We start from the raw sequence: 17,954 nt of genomic DNA on the forward strand, positions 1-17,954 counted from the left end.
AACTACATCCACCAATACAGGTACAGCAAGGCAAACACCGGCATCGCGGCGGTGATGCTGTCGATACGGTCAAGGATACCACCATGACCGGGAAGAAGTCGGCCGCTATCCTTAATATTGGCGCTGCGCTTGAACATACTCTCGGACAGATCCCCCAATGCCGAAGCCAGCGCCGTGACCAGCACCACCGCCAGTACAGGCATAAAGCCGTTATTGGGTAACCACAGCCAACCCGCAATGGCGAGCAATACGCACACCAGCAAGCCACCCAGCAGCCCCTCAATGGTCTTCCCTGGGCTCACGTGGGGGGCCAGTTTGTGTTTGCCAAAGGCTCGGCCAAAGAAATAGGCCCCGGTATCGGCGCCCCAGACAATCAGGAACACGGCCAGCACCAGGTAGGAGCCAAACAGCGGGTCGTCGCCCTGGTTGAGACTGTGCAGCACCATCATCGCCACGAAGGCCGGTATCAGCGTCAGCTGACCAAACACCGCCTTGAGCACCATGGAGTGATGCCACATCCGAACCGAGCGCACGTAGGTCACCACCAGCCCCAGGGCCACCAGCCACCACAGGCCGCCCGCCTGCAGGATGATCTCCGCCAGCGGATGCAGCTGCTGCTGATTCCACATCAGATCCACGGGCATAATGAAGGTCAGTGCCGCCAGCAGCACGGCGATAGACAGGGTGAAACTCACCTGGACCAGACGGTCACCGGGTTGAATGAAGCTGCCCCACTCCTTGGCAGCCAGCAGCATCACCAATGCGATGGCGATGGCAAAGCCACCAACCGGAAGAAGAAAAATTGCGGCCAGTGCTGCGGGAAGCAGCAGGATGGCAGTTAACACTCGTTGCTTAAGCAAAAAACTAACCTCTTGGGGTATTTTAATTTTGTTATTGAGCCTCGACCTGGGCACTGGTCTGCCCAAAACGACGCTGTCGACCGGCGAACTCGTTCAGGCAGTCATCCAGTGCCTGCTCACCGAAATCGGGCCACAATACCGGACTGAACACCAGTTCGGCATACGCAGCCTGCCACAGAATGAAGTTGCTGATGCGATGCTCACCGCCGGTACGCACCAGCAGATCCACCTCTGGCAGATCTGACATGGTCAGTTGCCGGGCGATGGTGTCCTCGTCGATCTGCTCCACATCCAACTCGCCGCGGCTGGCCGCCAGGGCAATTTTCTGAGTCGCCTGCAGCATGTCCCAGCGGCCACCGTAATTGGCGGCCACGTTCAGCACCAACCCCTGGCAGTCGGCGGTCATCGCCTCCGCCTTGCGGATACGCTGCTGCAGCTCTGGACTAAAAGCCTCGGTATGCCCAACGACTTTGAGGCGCACATCGTTGTTGCGAAGCAACTTTACCTCACGGGACAGCACCGTCATAAACAGCCGCATCAATAATGCGACCTCACGCTCCGGACGACGCCAGTTTTCACTGGAAAACGCGAACAAGGTCAACGCCTTGATACCATGTTTTCGACACACCCGTACCGCTTCACGTACCGCCTTCACCCCAGCCCGATGTCCGGAGACCCGGGGACGGCCTTTGGCCTCGGCCCAGCGGCCATTGCCATCCATGATGATAGCAATATGCTGCGGGAGTGGCATACCGGATGCCGGGCTTGTCGAATCACTACTGACGAGCATGGGAAGAAAGTCCTGACCATTAAAAACAGAAACGCCGCGTAGTATATCCAAACGCGGCGTCAAATCGCTAGCAAACTAAGGCGTTTGCTTAGATCTCCATCAGCTCGGCTTCTTTCTCAGCCAGCACTGCATCAACCATTTTCACGTACTTGTCGGTCAATTTCTGGATTTCGTCTTCGCCTTTGCGGGCATCGTCTTCACCGATCTCTTTTTCCTTCTCCAGATCCTTGATGTCGGAGTTGGCGTCACGGCGAATGTTACGAATGGCCACTTTACCGTTTTCGGCTTCGCCACGAACCACTTTCACCAGGTCTTTACGACGCTCTTCGGTCAGTGGTGGCAGCGGGATGCGAATGGTGGCGCCGGCGGAGTTGGGGTTCAGGCCCAAGTCGGATGCCATGATCGCCTTCTCTACCGCCTGAATCATGGTGCGGTCGAATACGGTTACCGCCAGGGTGCGGGAATCTTCAGTGGCCACGTTGGCCACCTGCTTCAGTGGCGTATCGGCACCATAGTAGGAAACTACGATGGTGTCCAGCAGGCTTGGGTGGGCGCGGCCGGTACGAACCTTAGCCATCTGGCTGCGGCAGGCTTCTACGCTCTTTTCCATACGCACTTCTGCGTCTTTCTTAATGTCGTTAATCACGGTGAACTTCCTTACGGTGTCAACTCAGTGTCAATCTTACAGATTGTTGGTGATCAGGGTGCCGTTGGCTTCCCCCATCACGGCCCGGCGCAGTGCACCTGGCTCGTTCATATTAAAGACCATCAAAGGCAGGTTATGGTCGCGAGCCAGGGTAAAGGCCGACAGGTCCATAACTTTCAGTTCTTTTTCGAGAACTTCGTTGTAGGTGATTTTATCATACTTCACTGCGTCCGGATTAGTAACCGGATCATCGGAGTAAACACCATCTACTTTTGTGCCCTTGAGTACCACATCGGCCTCGATCTCAATGCCACGCAGGCAGCAAGCGGAATCGGTGGTAAAAAATGGGTTGCCGGTACCTGCGGAGAAAATCACCACCCGGCCTTGCTTGAGCAGGCTGATGGCCTCGGCCCAGTTGTAGTTGTCGCACACGCCGTTGAGGGGAATGGCAGACATCAGTCTGGCGTTCACATACGCACGGTGCAGGGCATCACGCATCGCCAGGCCGTTCATCACGGTCGCTAACATGCCCATGTGATCGCCCACTACCCGGTTCATGCCCGCTTTCGCCAGGCCTTCACCACGGAACAGGTTACCGCCGCCAATAACCAATCCAACTTGAATCCCCAGTTCGACCAACTCTTTGATCTCTTGGGCCATACGGTCTAGTACTCTGGCGTCGATGCCAAAGCCTTCTTCGCCTTGGAGTGCTTCGCCACTCAATTTCAACAAAATGCGTCGGAAAGCTGGTTTTGGATTGGTGCTCATTTTCTGTGTCCTGAATGCTAAAAGACCGCGACAATTCGCCGCGGTCTGTATCAAAGGTTATCGGGCCTTAGGCCTTTTTGGCTGCTTCGATTTGAGCCGCTACTTCTGCAGCGAAATCTTCTTCAGCTTTCTCGATACCTTCACCGACTTCCAGACGTACGAAAGTGGTTACGTCAGCGCCGGCGTCTTTCAGCAGCTTGCCAACGTTCATGGATGGGTCCTTAACGAAAGGCTGACCAGTCAGAGAGATCTCACCGGTAAACTTCTTCATACGGCCTTCAACCATCTTCTCGGCAATCTCTTGAGGCTTACCGGAGTTAACCGCGATCTCAACCTGGATGCGGCGCTCGTTGGCCACAACGTCGGCATCAACGTCTTCAGGCTTAACGAACTGTGGGTTGGACGCTGCAACGTGCATTGCAATGTCTTTCGCCAGGGCTTCGTCGCCGCCGTTCAGGGCTGCAACCACACCAATTTTACCACCGTGGATGTAAGCACCCAGGTTAGCGCCTTCAACCAGAACAACACGACGTACGTTCATGTTCTCGCCGATTTTGGCTACCAGGTTAGCACGGGTAACTTCAACGGTGTTGCCGTCCAGCTCAGCCGCGTTCAGCGCATCGATGTTGTCGATTTTGCCGGCCAGAGCAACGTCTGCAACCTTGTTAGCAAAAGCCAGGAAGTTTTCGTCGCGAGCTACGAAGTCAGTTTCGCAGTTAACTTCAACCATTGCCGCCAGACCGTCATTGCTCTTAACAATGATCACACCTTCAGCAGCGATACGGCCGGCTTTCTTAGCAGCTTTAGCTTGACCGGACTTACGCATGTTCTCGATGGCCAGCTCGATGTCGCCGTTGGTTTCTACCAGGGCTTTCTTACAATCCATCATGCCAGCGCCAGTGCGCTCGCGCAGCTCTTTAACCAGGGCAGCGGTAATTGCCATGTCCAATTCCTCTATGACTTGCGTCTTAAATGCGTAAAAAAACAGGGGCCACGAGGGCCCCTGTTAACCAATATCTGTTGGTTAATAAGGGGCGAGTAAACTCACGCCTTATTATGCTTATTCAGCTTCTACGAAACCGTCTTGCTCAGCTTGAACAGCCAGGTCTTGGTTACGACCTTCGGTAACAGCTTCAGCAACAGCGTTAGTGTACAGCTGGATAGCACGGATAGCATCGTCGTTACCAGGAACAACGTAGTCGATGCCGTCTGGGTTGGAGTTGGTATCAACGATAGCAACCACTGGGATGCCCAGGTTGTTGGCTTCTTTAATGGCGATGTGCTCGTGCTCGGCGTCGATCAGGAAGATCGCGTCAGGCAGGCCGCCCATGTTCTTGATACCGCCCAGAGACTTCTCCAGCTTAACCATTTCACGGGTGCGCATCAGCGCTTCCTTCTTGGTCAGCTTTTCGAAGGTACCGTCTTGGCTCTGAGCTTCCAGATCCTTCAGACGTTTGATGGACTGACGAACGGTTTTCCAGTTGGTCAGCATGCCGCCCAGCCAGCGGTGGTCTACGTAGAACTGGTCACACTTCTGAGCAGATTCTTTAACGCTCTGACCTGCAGCGCGCTTGGTACCAACAAACAGGATTTTACCTTTCTTAGAAGCAACGTTGCCCAGGAAAGCCAGAGCATCGTTCATCATAGGAACGGTAGATTCCAGGTTGATGATGTGAACCTTGTTACGAGCGCCGAAGATGAAAGGCTTCATCTTAGGGTTCCAGTAACGGGTTTGGTGACCGAAGTGCACACCGGCCTTCAGCATGTCGCGCATGGATACAGTTGCCATGATATTCCTCAATAATAGTTCGGGGTTAAGCCTCCACGCATCCCATGACCCGACCCCGAGGGGCACCCCGGACCATGTGCCGATACGTGTGTGGTTTAATAACAAATTAACGATATAATAGGCGCCATTGTTCGCGTGGCGACCCAAAGGCCATTCAGCCCGGGTTCCATCACGACTCAACAGAGCCGGCGCGCTTTATACCATACTGAGCAACAAAGCTCAACTTAAGTGTGTGCCACGCCACCGAGTTTTCGATAGAAGAGTAGACCAATGAGCATCGTTATTAAAACCCCGGAAGAGATCGAAAAAATGCGCGTCGCAGGCAAACTGGCGGCCGATGTACTGGAGATGATCGCCCCCCATGTGCAGAAGGGCACCAGCACCGCAGAACTGGATGAGATCTGCCACCAATACATCACCGACGTGCAAGGTGCGATTCCGGCCCCTCTGGATTATCATGGCTACCCTAAGGCCACCTGTATCTCGGTTAACGAGGTGGTGTGCCACGGCATTCCGTCGCATAAGAAACTGAAAGAGGGTGACATCGTCAACATCGACATCACCGTCATCAAAGACGGCTACCACGGCGACACCTCGAAGATGTTCATCGTCGGCCAGACGCCACTGCGCAACAAAAAGCTGGTGCAGGTTGCCCAGGACTCGTTGTACGCCGCCATTCGTCAGGTTCGCCCCGGGCTGTGCATGAGCGAGATCGGTGCTGTCATTCAGCCCATCGCCGAAAAAGAGGGCTTCTCCGTGGTCCGCGATTACTGTGGCCATGGCATCGGTGCCAAGTTCCACGAAGAGCCGCAGATTCTGCACTACCGCAACCGCGCCAAGCTGACCCTGCAGGCGGGCATGTGCTTTACCATCGAGCCGATGATCAATGCCGGCGATTACCGCTGCAAACTGAACAAAAAAGACGGCTGGACAGTGACCACCAAAGACGGCCAGCCTTCCGCCCAGTGGGAGCACACCCTGCTGGTGACCGAAGATGGCGTCGAAGTACTGACCCTGCGCAGTGACGAAACACTGGAGCGGGCGATCTCCCACGGCTAACTGGCCCTCACCCTGGGCCCGCTCCGTGCGGGCCCGGCTTATCATCAGGACACCACACCGGCATGAAGCCCGACAACACCGCTCTCACTCCCGCCAATATCCGTCAGCAGCTGCAGCGGCAGCGTGAACAGTTGCAGCAGCAGTTTGCCCAGGGTGACGCCATTGGCGTGCTGCTGGCCGAACGCTCGCACCAGATCGACACCCTGCTGCAGCAGCTGTGGCAACAATGCCAACTGGATCCGTGCCAGACCGCGCTGGTTGCCGTCGGCGGCTACGGCCGTGGCGAGCTGCACCCGCACTCCGACATCGATCTGCTGGTACTGACCACCGAGCAGTGTGAACAGACCACCGAAGGCGCCATCGGCACCCTGCTGACGACCCTGTGGGACAGCAAGCTGGATGTGGGCCACTCAGTCCGGTCGGTGGAGCAGACTTTTGAGCAGGCCTGCGGCGACGTCACCATCGCCACCAACCTGCTGGAATCCCGCTTCCTGTGTGGCGATGTGGCCCTGTATCAGCAGCTGCAGCAACGGCTGGCCGACACCGGTTTCTGGCCCATTTCCGATTTCTACCTGGCCAAGCGGGATGAACAGCGTAGCCGGCACGCCAAGTCCTCGGGATTCGACCTGGAACCCAACATCAAGGCCTGCCCCGGTGGGCTGCGGGACATCCAGACCATCACCTGGGTGGCGATGCGTCACTTTAACGCCTCCTGCATGGCCGACCTGGTGTCCCATGGCTTCCTGGCCCGTGAGGAGCTGGAGGAGCTCAACACCTGCCGCGACTTCCTGTGGCGGCTGCGCTTTGCCCTGCATCTGGCCGCCGGCCGGCCAGAGGATCGACTGCTGTTCGATCATCAGCCCAAGGTCGCCCAGCTGCTGGGCTACACCCAGGGCACCCAGTTGCCGGTAGAGCAGATGATGAAACGCTACTACCGCACCATTCGGGCGGTGCGGGAACTGAACCAGATGCTGCTGCAGCTGTTCAAGGGCGAGATGCTGCCACACCTGGCCAACCGTGATGACCCGGTCAATCTGGACGACGATTTCTGCCGCATGGGGCGCTACATCTCCGTGCGTCACGAGGGGGTGTTTGAGCAACCGGACAAAATTCTCACCCTGTTCAGCCACTGCGCCCGAGATGGGGAGATTGAGGTGGTCGCCGCCCCAACCCTGCGGCTACTGCGTAACGCCCGCCGACGCCAAAAACAGCCCCTGAGTGAGCGCCCGGATTGCCGCAGCCAATTTATGGCAATCCTGCGACACGCCAACGGCATCAAGGCACTGTCACTGATGCACCGCCACGGCATCCTCGGCACCTACCTCAAGGCCTGGCAGCAGATCGTCGGCCAGATGCAGTTCGACCTGTTCCACGCCTACACCGTCGACGAACACACCCACCGACTGCTGCAGTTCATCGACCGCTTCGCCGACCCGGCCCACAAAGAGATCTTCCCCCTGGGCAGTGTGCTGATCGATCAGCTGCCAAAGAAGGGGCTGTTGGTGTTGGCGGCGATTTTCCACGACATCGCCAAAGGCCGCGGCGGCGATCACAGCGAGCTGGGCGCCGCCGATACCCTGCAGTTCTGCCAGCTGCACAACCTCAATGACCACGACGGCCGCCTGGTGGCCTGGCTGGTGCAAAACCATCTGCTGATGTCGGTCACCGCCCAACGCCGCGACATCAATGACCCCGAGGTGATTCAAACCTTTGCCGAAGCGGTCAGTGACACCACCCGCCTCGGCTATCTGTACTGCCTGACCGTGGCCGACATCTGCGCCACCAATGACAACCTGTGGAACAGCTGGAAGGGATCGTTGCTCAGGCAGCTGTACCAGAGTACCCGCGGCATGCTGCTCAACGGCCTGGAAAAGCCGGTGGACACCCGGGCCCGCATTCGCGAGCACCAGAACAAGGCCCTGTACCAGCTGTCCAAGCTGGGATTTGTGGAAGCGGACGTCACACCATTGTGGCACCGCTTCTCCGCCGACTACTTCCTCAGGTTCAGTCCGCTGCAGGTGTGCAACCACACCCAGGCCCTGCTGGAGCGCAAGGATGAGCAACCTCTGGTGACCATGGCCGAGCACGAAAGCAGTGCCGGCACCGAGCTGTTTGTCTACTGTCGGGACCGTCCCGGCCTGTTTGCCACCGTGATGGCGGTGCTCGACGGCAAGAACGTCATCGTTCATGACGCGCAGATTTTCACCTCCAAAGATGGCTACGCCCTCGACAGTTTCGTGATTCTCGAGCAGGACGGAAGCCGGGTGGTGCACCCATCACGCATCAACAGCATCCGCAATAGCCTGACCCGTATGTTGCTATCACCAACTCCGGCAAAAGTAAGACAACGGCCATTGCCAAGGCGTATGCGACAGTTTAAGGTTCGTACGCAGGTGAATTTTCTTCCCGGCAAGCGCAAACAGGGTTCCATGGTCGAGATCATCACCCTGGATTCCCCTGGCTTGCTGGCACGAATTGGCCAGGTGGTGGATCAGTGCCGGTTCACCATCCACTCCGCCAAAATCACCACCGTCGGGGAGAAAGCCGAAGATCTGTTTATGCTGGCCAATGATGACGGCTTGCCGTTGACACCGGATCAGCAAAACCAGTTCCGGGACTCCCTTACCCTGGCACTAACCACCGAATAAATTCAGAGGATATATTTCATGACCGAGTTGCAACAACGTATCGAGGCCGCCTTCGAGCAGCGCGCCGACATCACACCAGCCAATGCCGATGCCGGCCTGGTCAAGGATGTCAAAATCGCCCTGGAGATGCTGGATAAAGGCCAGGCACGGGTTGCAGAGAAACGGGACGGTCAGTGGGTGGTCAATGAGTGGCTGAAGAAAGCGGTGTTGCTCTCTTTCCGCCTGTTCGACAACCAGGTGATGGAGGGGGGTGAAACCCGCTACTTTGACAAGGTGCCGATGAAGTTCGCCGACTACGATGACGCCCGCTTCCGCGAAGAGAGCATTCGCGTGGTACCGCCTGCCACGGTTCGCCAGGGTGCCTTCATCGGTCGCAACACCGTGCTGATGCCCTCCTACGTCAACATCGGCGCCTACGTCGACTCCGGCACCATGGTGGATACCTGGGCCACAGTCGGCTCCTGTGCCCAGATTGGTAAGAACGTGCACCTGTCCGGTGGCGTCGGTATTGGCGGCGTTCTGGAGCCCCTGCAGGCCAGCCCCACCATCATCGAGGATAACTGCTTCATCGGCGCCCGCTCTGAAGTGGTGGAAGGGGTGATCGTTGAGGAAGGTTCGGTGATCTCCATGGGGGTGTACCTGGGCCAGAGCACCCGTATCTACGATCGTGAGACCGGCGAAGTGCATTACGGCCGGGTTCCGGCAGGCTCGGTGGTGGTGTCCGGCACCCTGCCCTCCTCCGACGGTTCATGCAACCTGTATGCCGCCATCATCGTGAAGAAGGTTGATGCCAAAACCCGCAGCAAAGTGGGGATCAACGAACTGCTTCGCAGCGCCGAGTAAGGGCGCCCTTGAGGCGGTAGGGCTGTCGTGAATGAAGTCGCGCCAACTCCTTGGCCGGAATGACATCCTCACTCCCCGGCCAGGATTGAAGAGGGGCTGGCGCCCTGCAAAAACCGGCAACAGCAAGTAACCGTCAGCCATCAGCGCCACGGTCAAAATCAACAGGCCCTGACAAAAGTCCGCTCCGGCGGACTTTTCTGTTTCATTCCAGAAACACTTTTATTTAAAAATAGTAAGTCAAATTAACCGCCTTTCTATAGCAGCCGTGGTTTCAGTGGTCTCAGACACACCTGTTTACCCTTTGTAACAGTGGAGACATGCTTGAGGCACCATGCTTAAAGCGAACTCCCCCCCTCTGTACTAATCGCGTGTGACTGAGTGACACAGGAGAGATCGATAATGAAAGCCCTGACTCTAACCGCAGTAACCCTGGCCGCCAGCCTGGCGATTCCCGCCCAGGCTGCCATGACCTCCGCCATGGAGCAATCCCTGATCGCCACCTGCAAGGCGTCGCTGACCGACAGCAAATTACGGTTCAACAAAACCATGAAGGTGTACCGGGTTAACCCTTACCGGGTACTGGACAAGCTGGTCTGTAATGGTGAAGACATCGCAACATTCGCTGAAAATCACGGCGCGTCAAACAACGCCGACTACATCCGTGATCGTTTCCTGCCTGGGCGGGTGACCATTCAGGATATCGCCATGCACTCCAACCATCTCGAAGTCTGGTTCGAACAGTAACCCCAGGGGGCGGTTTCAAGCTCCCCATGGCACAAGCCACCTTTTGGGTGGCTTGTCTCTATCTGAGCAACTCCTGCATTTCGCCACGCAATTTTTCCGCCTTGGGCCCAAAGACGACCTGAACCCCGTCGCCGATCACCACCACCCCTTTAGCCCCCAGGCTACGCAACACCGCTTCACGCACCTTACCGGCCTGATGGACGCTGACCCGTAGCCGGGTCAAGCAGGCATCCAGGTCACGAATGTTGTCCCCGCCCCCCAGCGCCGTCAGCACCTGCTCGGCCTGGAACCGCTCCATGTGCTGCTGGGGTGTGCGCCCGGGGGTCGGCAGGTTAAAACGAAGAATGGCAAATCGAAACAGGGTGTAATACCCCACCGCGTACAGGCAACCCAGTATCCAGAACCACCCCCCATTGCGAGACAGATGATAAAACAGACTGAAATCCAGCAGTCCCTGGGAAAACACCAGGCCATGGTGAAAATCCACCGAAATCACCAGCACATAGGCCAGGCCCGTCATCACAGCATGGATCAGGTACAACAGGGGGGCCACAAACAGAAAGGCAAACTCCACCGGCTCGGTAACCCCGGTGATGGCGCAGGTCAGCGCCGCCGACAGCATGACGCCGGCGGTCTGGGCCCGCTGTTTGCGATCGGCACAGCGCCAGATAGCCAGTGCCGCTGCCGGCAGTCCCCACACCTTAACCAGATAACCTCCGGCCAGATGACCGGCATTGGGGTCTCCGGCCAGGAAGCGGCCGACTTCTCCCTGAATCAGGTAGCCCCCCGGAGTATTGAAACTGCCCACTTCGTAAAAAAACGGCAAGTTCCAGATGTGGTGCAACCCCAGCGGAATCAGCAATCGCTCCACCAGGCCATAGAGGCTCCAGGCCAGCATCGGCTGCTGATACACCACCCAGTTGGAGAAGTGATCCAGCACCAGGGTCATCCAGGGCCACAGACTGGCCAGCACCAGCCCCAGACAGATGGCCGCCAGCACATTGGCCAGGGGCACCAGGCGACGGCCGGAAAAGAACCCAAGAAACTCAGGCAAATCAACCCGGTAACAGCGACGGTAGACCCAGGCGGTCAGACCGCCACTGAGCACACCTCCGAGCACCCCGGTGTTGAGTGTCGGCAGTCCCAAAATGGTGCTGGTTTCCCAGCCATAGTACTGGGCCAGCGCCGACATGGTGGCCAGCATCACCCCGTAGCCGATCACCGCAGACACCGATGCCGAGCCATCCTGGTAGCAAAAGGACAGGGCGATGGCGATGGCGAACAACAGTGGCAACAGATTGAAGATGATGGTGCCGGTTTGCAGCAACAGGCTTTGCACCACTGGATGAAACCAGCCCATGGGGCTGGTTCCCAGGCCCAACAACAGGCCTGCCGCCGGCAGCACCGCCACCGGCACCATCAGGGCCTTACCGACCCGTTGCAATCCTCGGAACCAGGAGAAGGTCATAGCGCTCCACTCAGGCCTGGGACAACGCCAACGTCAGCGCCGCCTGCCAGGTGTCCACCCAAGCCACGGCGGCATGTTCCGGCTCGAAGGTGTCACAGGCATCAATGGTCAACATGTCACCGATACGCGACGCGGTCAGCTGCTGCAGCAGGGCATCAAACTTCCGGCCTCCGCCACAGAAGGTGTCGCCATAGCTGGAATCCCCCAGGGCAATGACCCCGTAATGAAGATGAGGGATCAGTGGAAACCGGTCATTAAGAGAGGTAAACAGAGGCAGGATGTTGTCCGGCAAATCGCCGCTGCCGGTGGTGGAGGTGATCACCAGCCAGGCGTCACCGTCCTCGGCCAGCAGCTCATCGGCACTCTGGGCAGTGCTGATGCTGGCCGCGTGCCCCTGTGCCATCAGGGTCTGGCACACCTGCTCTGCGGTATACTCAGCACCACCATAGACAGAACCAACCAATACGCTAATCTTAGCCATTCCCAAACACCCTGTTAACGACTTGATAAATTCACATTTCCACCTTACTGTAAGGACCGTAAAGGCGCAACAACCGCTAACTCGGAGGCAGGATGCAGTACCGTCAGCGAACACGCCGGCTACACCATAAGGTCCACATCAAGCGGCAACGGGTGCGCCGCATCAGTTACTTTACCCAAAGCCATACTGAAGACTCGCTTCAGCTCCCTAAGGCGGCACCGTCACGATTCAACAGCTGATAATCAGACTGATGCTGTGACCAGCCAAACGCCTCAAACAGCTGCAACCACTCTACTTCCAGCTCAGTTTCCAGAGCCACCACCTCCTGCGTCACCGGATGGGTAAAGGAGAGCGTTTTGGCAATCAGCCACAGCCTCTGCAGCCCGAAGTGATCCCGATAAAATTTGTTATGGCGGCCGTCACCGTGGCTGGTGTCACCGATGATGGGGTGGCGCAGGTGGGCCATGTGCCGACGTAACTGATGCTTACGCCCGGTCAAGGGCTTCATCTCCACCAGTGAGTAGCGACAACTGTCGTAACGCCCCACCGGGAACGGCAGTTCCACTCGGTTCAGCGGCCGATAATCGGTGATCGCCTCCTGGGCCTCTTTGTCCTGACTGGCCCGGGAGTCGGCAATCTTATCCAGCTCCTCTTTCAACGGGTAGTCGAGATGACCCGCCTCATCAACGTAACCCCGCACCAACGCCAGGTAGCGTTTATCGATGCCACGCTCGGCAAACTGTGGCTGCATCACCCGAGCCACCTCCGCCGACTTGGCAAAGATCAGAATTCCGGAAGTCGGCCGATCCAACCGATGCAATGGAAATACGTGGCAACCGACCATATCCCGCACCATCTGCATGGCAAACTCGGTCTCTTTGCGCGCCAGGTAGCTGCGATGCACCAGCAGCCCTGAAGGCTTGTGCACGGCCACGATGTGCTCGTCTTCAAACAAAATGTTAATCATGGAGTTCCGCTGAATCTGCTGTTAAAAACCACGCTCACCACAGAGCGGCGGTAAAAGGTACCAGATTTCGCCGGCTTTGGCCTCTGCGGCTTTTGCCCGGACGTGGGCAACACTCCACCACCGATGCCCCCGCGGGTGGTGGTATCGAAGCTGCGACGGACAACGGTGAGAGCTGAGTCACACTGGATAAACTCGGACCTCGAAAAATAGAGCATTTACTCTATATTTATTAAAAAATTGATGTAAGACAAGAAAACGGAGTCTATTAAGGCGTAGTTTAAATATGAAGCATTGGTGGTTTGATAACTGAATAAGTCGATATAAAGGTTAGCGTAACGAAATTATATTAGTGATATTTAAGCAATCACCTTTCTGGCCTTGCCGGGAAAAAATACAATAGTTAAATTCGATAGGTTGACTGTCGCAGGTAACTCTGTGCCCACAATTTATTTAATCTAAAAGTATTCAGCACTCTATTCTGAATACCCGCTTGTGGATGACGTACAGGGCCATCACCAGGCCAGCATCAATTATTATAAATGGAGATAGTGTATTATGGGTTTCTTTTACGAAGTCCCTGGACTCATGGGCTGGGCCATCGGCCTGGGCGTACTCATCGCCCTGATGGCTTTCAATGAATTCGGTCGTACCACCATGTGGGGCGGCATCCTGCTGTACCTGATCATGCCCATCGGACTGACCATATTTGTATGGCCTACCACCGCCGCACCGGGTAACGAATACGGCACCGGCAACTGGTTCAACTGGGTAAAAACCTATTCTGCTCTGGCCGGATGCCTTGGATTTATGGCAATACGCTACAGTCCAAAATTAGCAAAAAACAAATATGCTCTGGCATTCCCAGCCTTTATTCTTGCGTTAAATATTTTTGAAGCTTGTCTGCGTGACTTCCAGGTATACAGTTATGGAGCCTGGGATGGACAAGTTATCGATAACCTATGGTTAATGTCCGGTTCATGGAACATCATGAATGGCATCGCCGGCCTGCTTAATATCATCACCATCTGCGGCTGGACCGGCATTATGATCTCCAAGGACAAATCAAAAGATATGGTTTGGCCCGATATGATCTGGCCTTGGATCATCGCCTACGACCTGTGGAATTTTGCCTACACCTACAACTGCATTACTGATCACTCATTCTATTGCGGCGTCATCTTATTACTGTCCTGCACCATTCCGGCCTTCTTCATCAAGAAAGGCGCCTGGCTGCAACACCGTGCCGCCACCCTGGCGCTGTGGATCATGTTTGTGATGTCCGTGCCCTCCTTCGCGGATCGCATTGCACCGGTACCGGCCACCCGGGATCCTGACGCCTTCTTCGCCGCCAGCTTCGTCGCCCTGGCCGCCAACGTGGCGCTGTTTGTCTACCAGTTCTACAAGATTCGCAAGCACAAACTGAACCCGCTGAAAGACGAGATCTTCTCCGATACCGCCCCATACAAGCTGGTGGTTGAAGAGAATCGATAGTTCATCACCCTGCAATACCCTTAATCGGCACGGTATGGCGACGCCATACCGTGCCTTTTTTAGGCACTTCAGAGATTCAGCGGCGGCCATCTGCCGAGCTGAGCACCGCATCCAGCTGGGCAATGGCCGCCACCAGTGCCGGCTGAGCATCACCGAACGTCTCTTCGGCCATCGGTGCCACCGACACCCGGGTCGGCAATGGCTGGCCAGCCTCCAGCAGCGCCTGCAGCTTGGGCAGGTAGATAAACTGCAACCATTGCGGTAGAGACAGGGTATCAACGGCGAAGGGCTGGGTACTGGCCAGCGCTTCCGCAGACACCGGCGTCTTCTGCCACAGCTGCGCTTGCTGCAGGGCCTGTTGCAATCTCAGCAGCCCGTGCTGCACCTCATTCTCGCGGCTCATCTCTCACTCCAGGGGAACAAATGGGGCCAAATCATACCATCGGGACAGCCTTGGCCCTATAATACGCGGCTAGTTTGCACAGCGATTCGTGCCTCAGACAAGCGACAATCAATGACCATGGAAAACATCAATACTCTGCATCAGTTCCTGCAAGCCGCCGGAGTTCAGTATCAGGTCTTCGATATGGGCCGCCGCGTCACGCCCATCGATCCCATCGAGTTTGCGCAGATCGAAGCGATGACCACCCCCTACCCCTACCCCAGAAACGGCCACGCCTGGCTGGGTATCCTGTTCTGGAATCCGCAAGAGTCGCAGGAGCACTTTATCTGGTTCCTGAAGTTGCCGGTGGACGAGCAGGGGCTGCTCAACCCCGCCGCCCGCAGCCAGTTTTTGCAAACCGTAGTGGACGGGCTGGGACGGGACCCTACCGCCCCAATGACCGAAACGCAGCAAGAGGGGCTCAAAAGCAACCCCTTCATCTTTGCACCGGGTCAGGAAAAACTGGCGGTGTTCCACGCCCGAGTAAACCTGCAACTGGCCCGGCCGGCCTCCATCTATTTTGAGCACTGCCAAAGTTACCTCAAGGGACAGATGGGCTGGGACAACTGGCAACAGGTCGGGCTACAGGGGCTGGCTGATATTCTGGCCCGGCTCACCGAGTCGCAAGCCAGGCAGGAACTGCCCGTCGCCATCGGTCAGATGCCACCACAGCCACTGGCTGCACTGGCCTCGGTGGCAGAGAACTTTCCCTGTGGCGATGAGATGGCCGCCGCCTGGCTGCAATTGATGCAGGAGGGGAGCAATGATGCCATCAACCAGATGGCATTGCGGGGCCTGGCGGGCGCCGACAAGGCGTTGGCCAAAGCCATCGATCTGGCTCTGCCCCACGCCAGCGCCGATACCCTGGTGGTGATCGCCGCTCGTTGCTGGGGCCCCCTGTCCCAACCGCAGCGCATGATGGCCTATTTGGAACGACTGGCGACCGAGGACAAAGAACTGTTCATTGCCCTTTACTCAGACCTGGTTTCCATGCCAAGTTTACGGCAACAGGTATTGACCGCCATTCGCACCCCTCAGCGTTCGACGCAGTTGGCTGCCGCCATCGGTCATCTCATGCAACTAGTCAGGACCTAACCAATGCTAAATCTCACCGATCTCATTCTCGGACTGCTGGTCTGCGGCATTGCGGCCGTGTTCTGGCAGCTCAGGCAGATCTCTGAAATTGCGGAATTTCACGTAAAACGGGTGTGCCAGAAGCGGCGACTGCAGTGGGTCAGCACCGCTCGGGTTCAGGCCAGACTCGGCTTCATCCCGGGCCAGGGGCTGGGATGGAATACCCGCTATCAATGCGAGTTTTCTACCGATGGCATCAACCGCCTGCACGCCATTGTGGTGCTCAGTGGCAAAAAACTGAAAGATGTCGAGATGCCCCTGTACCCGGAACCGGAGTGGCAGCAAGCCCCGGAAAGCAAGGGACGCATCGGTGGGTGCGGCGGCGGCGGCGGTGCCAGCAGTTGCTCCCCCCGATCCGGAGGCTGCTCCAGCGGCTGCAAGTAACACCCTGTTGCACAGACAAACCACCGCCCGCGGTGGTTTTTTATTGCCGTAACGCCCAGTCGTAACTAAGGCGGCGGCACGCCGCGAGCCGAACCACCCCACCGGTGGACACAAAAAAGCCTGGCGTCAGGGCCAGGCTGTTTGTGACTTGCCGGTGTTCACACCCACAAGCAGAAATAGAACGGGGCGCCACGAGTGCGCCCCTAGATATTACACGCTAAGCAATCCTGCTATAATTGGTGCTCCCTGCATCATCCTTGCGTACTGCTGCTTCCTGCGATCTTCCTTGCGCTGATCCTTCAGCTTCCCTGTACTACTGTACTGTCATCCTTAACACGATAACATCCTGTTATCGAACTCATCTCCATCCTGGAGGTGTCCTGTTCCATCCATGGGAATCTGCAATCCTGGCAGAGTAAGCGCCCTTCTCAAGTCTCACCATCCTAGTGATGTCTGATCCGTTTGCTTTCACCGAACTCGTGTATGGCAACCTCCTGTCACGCATCACTAATTCAGTTCCTAGCCGTTTCCCTTGGCACAACTAAAGTCTACTCAGATCACAGAACTAAACAAGGCATTTTCGCACCATACCAAAGCCGAAAATCACGATTACAGATTTCGAAAGTCTGGCCAGAAACAAATAAAAATCAAACACCTACAAAAAAACACCCGTTCAAACCCAGGCATCGCTCGCCCTATTCTCCTACACGCTTGTAAGAGATCTCGCACAAAGGCGATCAGCAAGACCGGGCTAATTCACCCTGACTCTCTTTAGTGCAATACATTAATTGGCCAGTTACGTCGGCCACCGTCACTTTCTGAAGTCGCTTAAAGCCTTTTTGTTCAAATAGACTTTCATGTTCCTGCTGGGACACAAATACCGCCAATCCATCCACCTCATGATCGGCCATCAATTCGGTCAGCGACTGAACCAACTGCGCCCCCAAGCCTTTGCGCTGATACTGTGGGTGAACCGCAATGAGCTGCAACAACCAATAGTTATCGGTCGGTAGCAGCCGCTTCAATTCGTCTTCACGCTCAATCCAGTTGCGGGTCGGAGCCCACCCCGTACCAAGCGCCATTTTCAGGCGCCAATACCAGTAGCGGCTCTCGCCCTGGGGGTACTCTTTATCCACCACACAGGCGACCCCCACCAGCACATCTTCAAGATAAAACCCAATCACCTTCTGCTGATGGTGCCACAGCTCATTCAACTCTTCGCGCATGGCGGCCCGCAGCTTCTGGCCGTAGCTTTGTCGGCCAAAGGCCTGCTGAAAAAACAGGTCATCGTGGTAGGCGTTATACAACAGTGACGCCGCCACCCTTAACTCTTCCGCCGTCAGATACACCGCTTTAACGGTGTTCACTTGCTCACCCGGCATCCATCCTCTCCCAACAAATGCACCATCGTTCACCTTGGCCCCTACTCCGAACAATGCC

Annotated in this window: 18 protein-coding genes; 7 read left to right on the forward strand and 11 right to left on the reverse strand. The window is 56.6% G+C overall.

Annotated features, from left to right (window positions below; translation table 11 throughout):
• Nucleotides 1–2: 2 nt before the first annotated feature.
• From BLT77_RS02790 to rpsB, 6 genes are all read right to left on the reverse strand, one after another.
• Complete coding sequence (locus tag BLT77_RS02790) at nt 3–860, reverse strand: phosphatidate cytidylyltransferase (protein WP_090361670.1); 858 nt, start codon at nt 858–860, stop codon at nt 3–5.
• 31 nt (nt 861–891) lie between these two features.
• Entirely contained in the window at nt 892–1,611 is a 720-nt protein-coding gene (gene uppS, locus BLT77_RS02795) for a polyprenyl diphosphate synthase (protein WP_090361673.1), read from the reverse strand.
• Between the two features lie 127 nt (nt 1,612–1,738).
• Complete coding sequence (frr, locus tag BLT77_RS02800) at nt 1,739–2,296, reverse strand: ribosome recycling factor (protein WP_090361676.1); 558 nt, start codon at nt 2,294–2,296, stop codon at nt 1,739–1,741.
• A 36-nt stretch (nt 2,297–2,332) separates the two neighbouring features.
• A complete protein-coding gene (pyrH, locus tag BLT77_RS02805) occupies nt 2,333–3,064 on the reverse strand; it encodes a UMP kinase (RefSeq protein WP_090361679.1) in 732 nt (243 codons plus the stop codon).
• A 67-nt stretch (nt 3,065–3,131) separates the two neighbouring features.
• On the reverse strand, nt 3,132–4,007 hold the full coding sequence (gene tsf, locus BLT77_RS02810) for a translation elongation factor Ts (protein WP_090361681.1): 876 nt from the start codon (nt 4,005–4,007) through the stop codon (nt 3,132–3,134).
• Between the two features lie 117 nt (nt 4,008–4,124).
• The gene (gene rpsB, locus BLT77_RS02815; RefSeq protein WP_090361684.1) at nt 4,125–4,853 is read right to left on the reverse strand and encodes a 30S ribosomal protein S2; all 729 of its coding nucleotides are present in this window, start codon (nt 4,851–4,853) and stop codon (nt 4,125–4,127) included.
• 270 nt (nt 4,854–5,123) lie between these two features.
• Between rpsB and map the strand changes: the two genes are divergently transcribed.
• From map to BLT77_RS02835, 4 genes are all read left to right on the forward strand, one after another.
• Entirely contained in the window at nt 5,124–5,912 is a 789-nt protein-coding gene (gene map / locus BLT77_RS02820; RefSeq protein ID WP_090361687.1) for a type I methionyl aminopeptidase, read from the forward strand.
• Nucleotides 5,913–5,974: 62 nt separating this feature from the next.
• The gene (gene glnD, locus BLT77_RS02825; protein WP_090361690.1) at nt 5,975–8,560 is read left to right on the forward strand and encodes a [protein-PII] uridylyltransferase; all 2,586 of its coding nucleotides are present in this window, start codon (nt 5,975–5,977) and stop codon (nt 8,558–8,560) included.
• 18 nt (nt 8,561–8,578) lie between these two features.
• Entirely contained in the window at nt 8,579–9,403 is an 825-nt protein-coding gene (gene dapD / locus BLT77_RS02830; protein WP_090361693.1) for a 2,3,4,5-tetrahydropyridine-2,6-dicarboxylate N-succinyltransferase, read from the forward strand.
• A 399-nt stretch (nt 9,404–9,802) separates the two neighbouring features.
• On the forward strand, nt 9,803–10,147 hold the full coding sequence (locus tag BLT77_RS02835; protein WP_090361696.1) for a DUF3718 domain-containing protein: 345 nt from the start codon (nt 9,803–9,805) through the stop codon (nt 10,145–10,147).
• Nucleotides 10,148–10,205: 58 nt separating this feature from the next.
• Here the strand turns inward: BLT77_RS02835 and BLT77_RS02840 are convergent, their stop codons facing one another.
• The 3 genes from BLT77_RS02840 to truC all read right to left on the reverse strand — a co-directional run bounded on the left by BLT77_RS02840 (nt 10,206) and on the right by truC (nt 13,063).
• A complete protein-coding gene (locus BLT77_RS02840) occupies nt 10,206–11,615 on the reverse strand; it encodes a PTS transporter subunit EIIC (protein ID WP_090361699.1) in 1,410 nt (469 codons plus the stop codon).
• Between the two features lie 10 nt (nt 11,616–11,625).
• Nucleotides 11,626–12,096: a flavodoxin gene (locus BLT77_RS02845; protein ID WP_090361702.1), complete on the reverse strand. Its 471-nt coding sequence runs from the start codon at nt 12,094–12,096 to the stop codon at nt 11,626–11,628.
• A gap of 199 nt (nt 12,097–12,295) precedes the next feature.
• The gene (gene truC, locus BLT77_RS02850; protein WP_090361705.1) at nt 12,296–13,063 is read right to left on the reverse strand and encodes a tRNA pseudouridine(65) synthase TruC; all 768 of its coding nucleotides are present in this window, start codon (nt 13,061–13,063) and stop codon (nt 12,296–12,298) included.
• Between the two features lie 555 nt (nt 13,064–13,618).
• Between truC and BLT77_RS02855 the strand changes: the two genes are divergently transcribed.
• Nucleotides 13,619–14,554 (forward strand): DUF5692 family protein, encoded by a 936-nt coding sequence (locus BLT77_RS02855; protein ID WP_090361708.1) that lies wholly within the window; start codon nt 13,619–13,621, stop codon nt 14,552–14,554.
• 76 nt (nt 14,555–14,630) lie between these two features.
• Here the strand turns inward: BLT77_RS02855 and BLT77_RS02860 are convergent, their stop codons facing one another.
• Nucleotides 14,631–14,957, reverse strand: a complete 327-nt coding sequence (locus tag BLT77_RS02860) for a YqcC family protein (protein WP_090361712.1) — start codon at nt 14,955–14,957, stop codon at nt 14,631–14,633.
• 111 nt (nt 14,958–15,068) lie between these two features.
• Here BLT77_RS02860 and BLT77_RS02865 point away from each other — a divergent pair, with 111 nt between their 5' ends.
• Nucleotides 15,069–16,091 (forward strand): DUF3549 family protein, encoded by a 1,023-nt coding sequence (locus tag BLT77_RS02865; RefSeq protein WP_090361715.1) that lies wholly within the window; start codon nt 15,069–15,071, stop codon nt 16,089–16,091.
• Nucleotides 16,092–16,094: 3 nt separating this feature from the next.
• Nucleotides 16,095–16,514 carry a DUF3301 domain-containing protein gene (locus tag BLT77_RS02870; protein WP_028112085.1) on the forward strand — a complete coding sequence of 140 codons (420 nt, stop codon included), beginning with the start codon at nt 16,095–16,097 and terminating at the stop codon, nt 16,512–16,514.
• A 737-nt stretch (nt 16,515–17,251) separates the two neighbouring features.
• Here BLT77_RS02870 and BLT77_RS02875 read toward each other — a convergent pair.
• Nucleotides 17,252–17,896 (reverse strand): GNAT family N-acetyltransferase, encoded by a 645-nt coding sequence (locus BLT77_RS02875; RefSeq protein ID WP_090361722.1) that lies wholly within the window; start codon nt 17,894–17,896, stop codon nt 17,252–17,254.
• Nucleotides 17,897–17,954 lie beyond the last annotated feature (58 nt).

It is taken from the genome of Ferrimonas sediminum (assembly GCF_900100175.1).
Classification (GTDB): domain Bacteria; phylum Pseudomonadota; class Gammaproteobacteria; order Enterobacterales; family Shewanellaceae; genus Ferrimonas; species Ferrimonas sediminum.

What these genes read in the sequence shown, in the direction of transcription:
- BLT77_RS02840 (WP_090361699.1), bottom strand. Translation starts at nt 11,615, where the DNA reads ATGACCTTCTCCTGGTTCCGAGGATTGCAACGGGTCGGTAAGGCCCTG.
- BLT77_RS02870 (WP_028112085.1), top strand. Translation starts at nt 16,095, where the DNA reads ATGCTAAATCTCACCGATCTCATTCTCGGACTGCTGGTCTGCGGCATT.
- dapD (WP_090361693.1), top strand. Translation starts at nt 8,579, where the DNA reads ATGACCGAGTTGCAACAACGTATCGAGGCCGCCTTCGAGCAGCGCGCC.
- uppS (WP_090361673.1), bottom strand. Translation starts at nt 1,611, where the DNA reads ATGCCACTCCCGCAGCATATTGCTATCATCATGGATGGCAATGGCCGC.
- glnD (WP_090361690.1), top strand. Translation starts at nt 5,975, where the DNA reads ATGAAGCCCGACAACACCGCTCTCACTCCCGCCAATATCCGTCAGCAG.
- BLT77_RS02860 (WP_090361712.1), bottom strand. Translation starts at nt 14,957, where the DNA reads ATGAGCCGCGAGAATGAGGTGCAGCACGGGCTGCTGAGATTGCAACAG.
- BLT77_RS02835 (WP_090361696.1), top strand. Translation starts at nt 9,803, where the DNA reads ATGAAAGCCCTGACTCTAACCGCAGTAACCCTGGCCGCCAGCCTGGCG.
- BLT77_RS02855 (WP_090361708.1), top strand. Translation starts at nt 13,619, where the DNA reads ATGGGTTTCTTTTACGAAGTCCCTGGACTCATGGGCTGGGCCATCGGC.
- BLT77_RS02845 (WP_090361702.1), bottom strand. Translation starts at nt 12,096, where the DNA reads ATGGCTAAGATTAGCGTATTGGTTGGTTCTGTCTATGGTGGTGCTGAG.
- pyrH (WP_090361679.1), bottom strand. Translation starts at nt 3,064, where the DNA reads ATGAGCACCAATCCAAAACCAGCTTTCCGACGCATTTTGTTGAAATTG.
- BLT77_RS02875 (WP_090361722.1), bottom strand. Translation starts at nt 17,896, where the DNA reads ATGCCGGGTGAGCAAGTGAACACCGTTAAAGCGGTGTATCTGACGGCG.
- BLT77_RS02865 (WP_090361715.1), top strand. Translation starts at nt 15,069, where the DNA reads ATGACCATGGAAAACATCAATACTCTGCATCAGTTCCTGCAAGCCGCC.
- map (WP_090361687.1), top strand. Translation starts at nt 5,124, where the DNA reads ATGAGCATCGTTATTAAAACCCCGGAAGAGATCGAAAAAATGCGCGTC.
- tsf (WP_090361681.1), bottom strand. Translation starts at nt 4,007, where the DNA reads ATGGCAATTACCGCTGCCCTGGTTAAAGAGCTGCGCGAGCGCACTGGC.
- truC (WP_090361705.1), bottom strand. Translation starts at nt 13,063, where the DNA reads ATGATTAACATTTTGTTTGAAGACGAGCACATCGTGGCCGTGCACAAG.
- rpsB (WP_090361684.1), bottom strand. Translation starts at nt 4,853, where the DNA reads ATGGCAACTGTATCCATGCGCGACATGCTGAAGGCCGGTGTGCACTTC.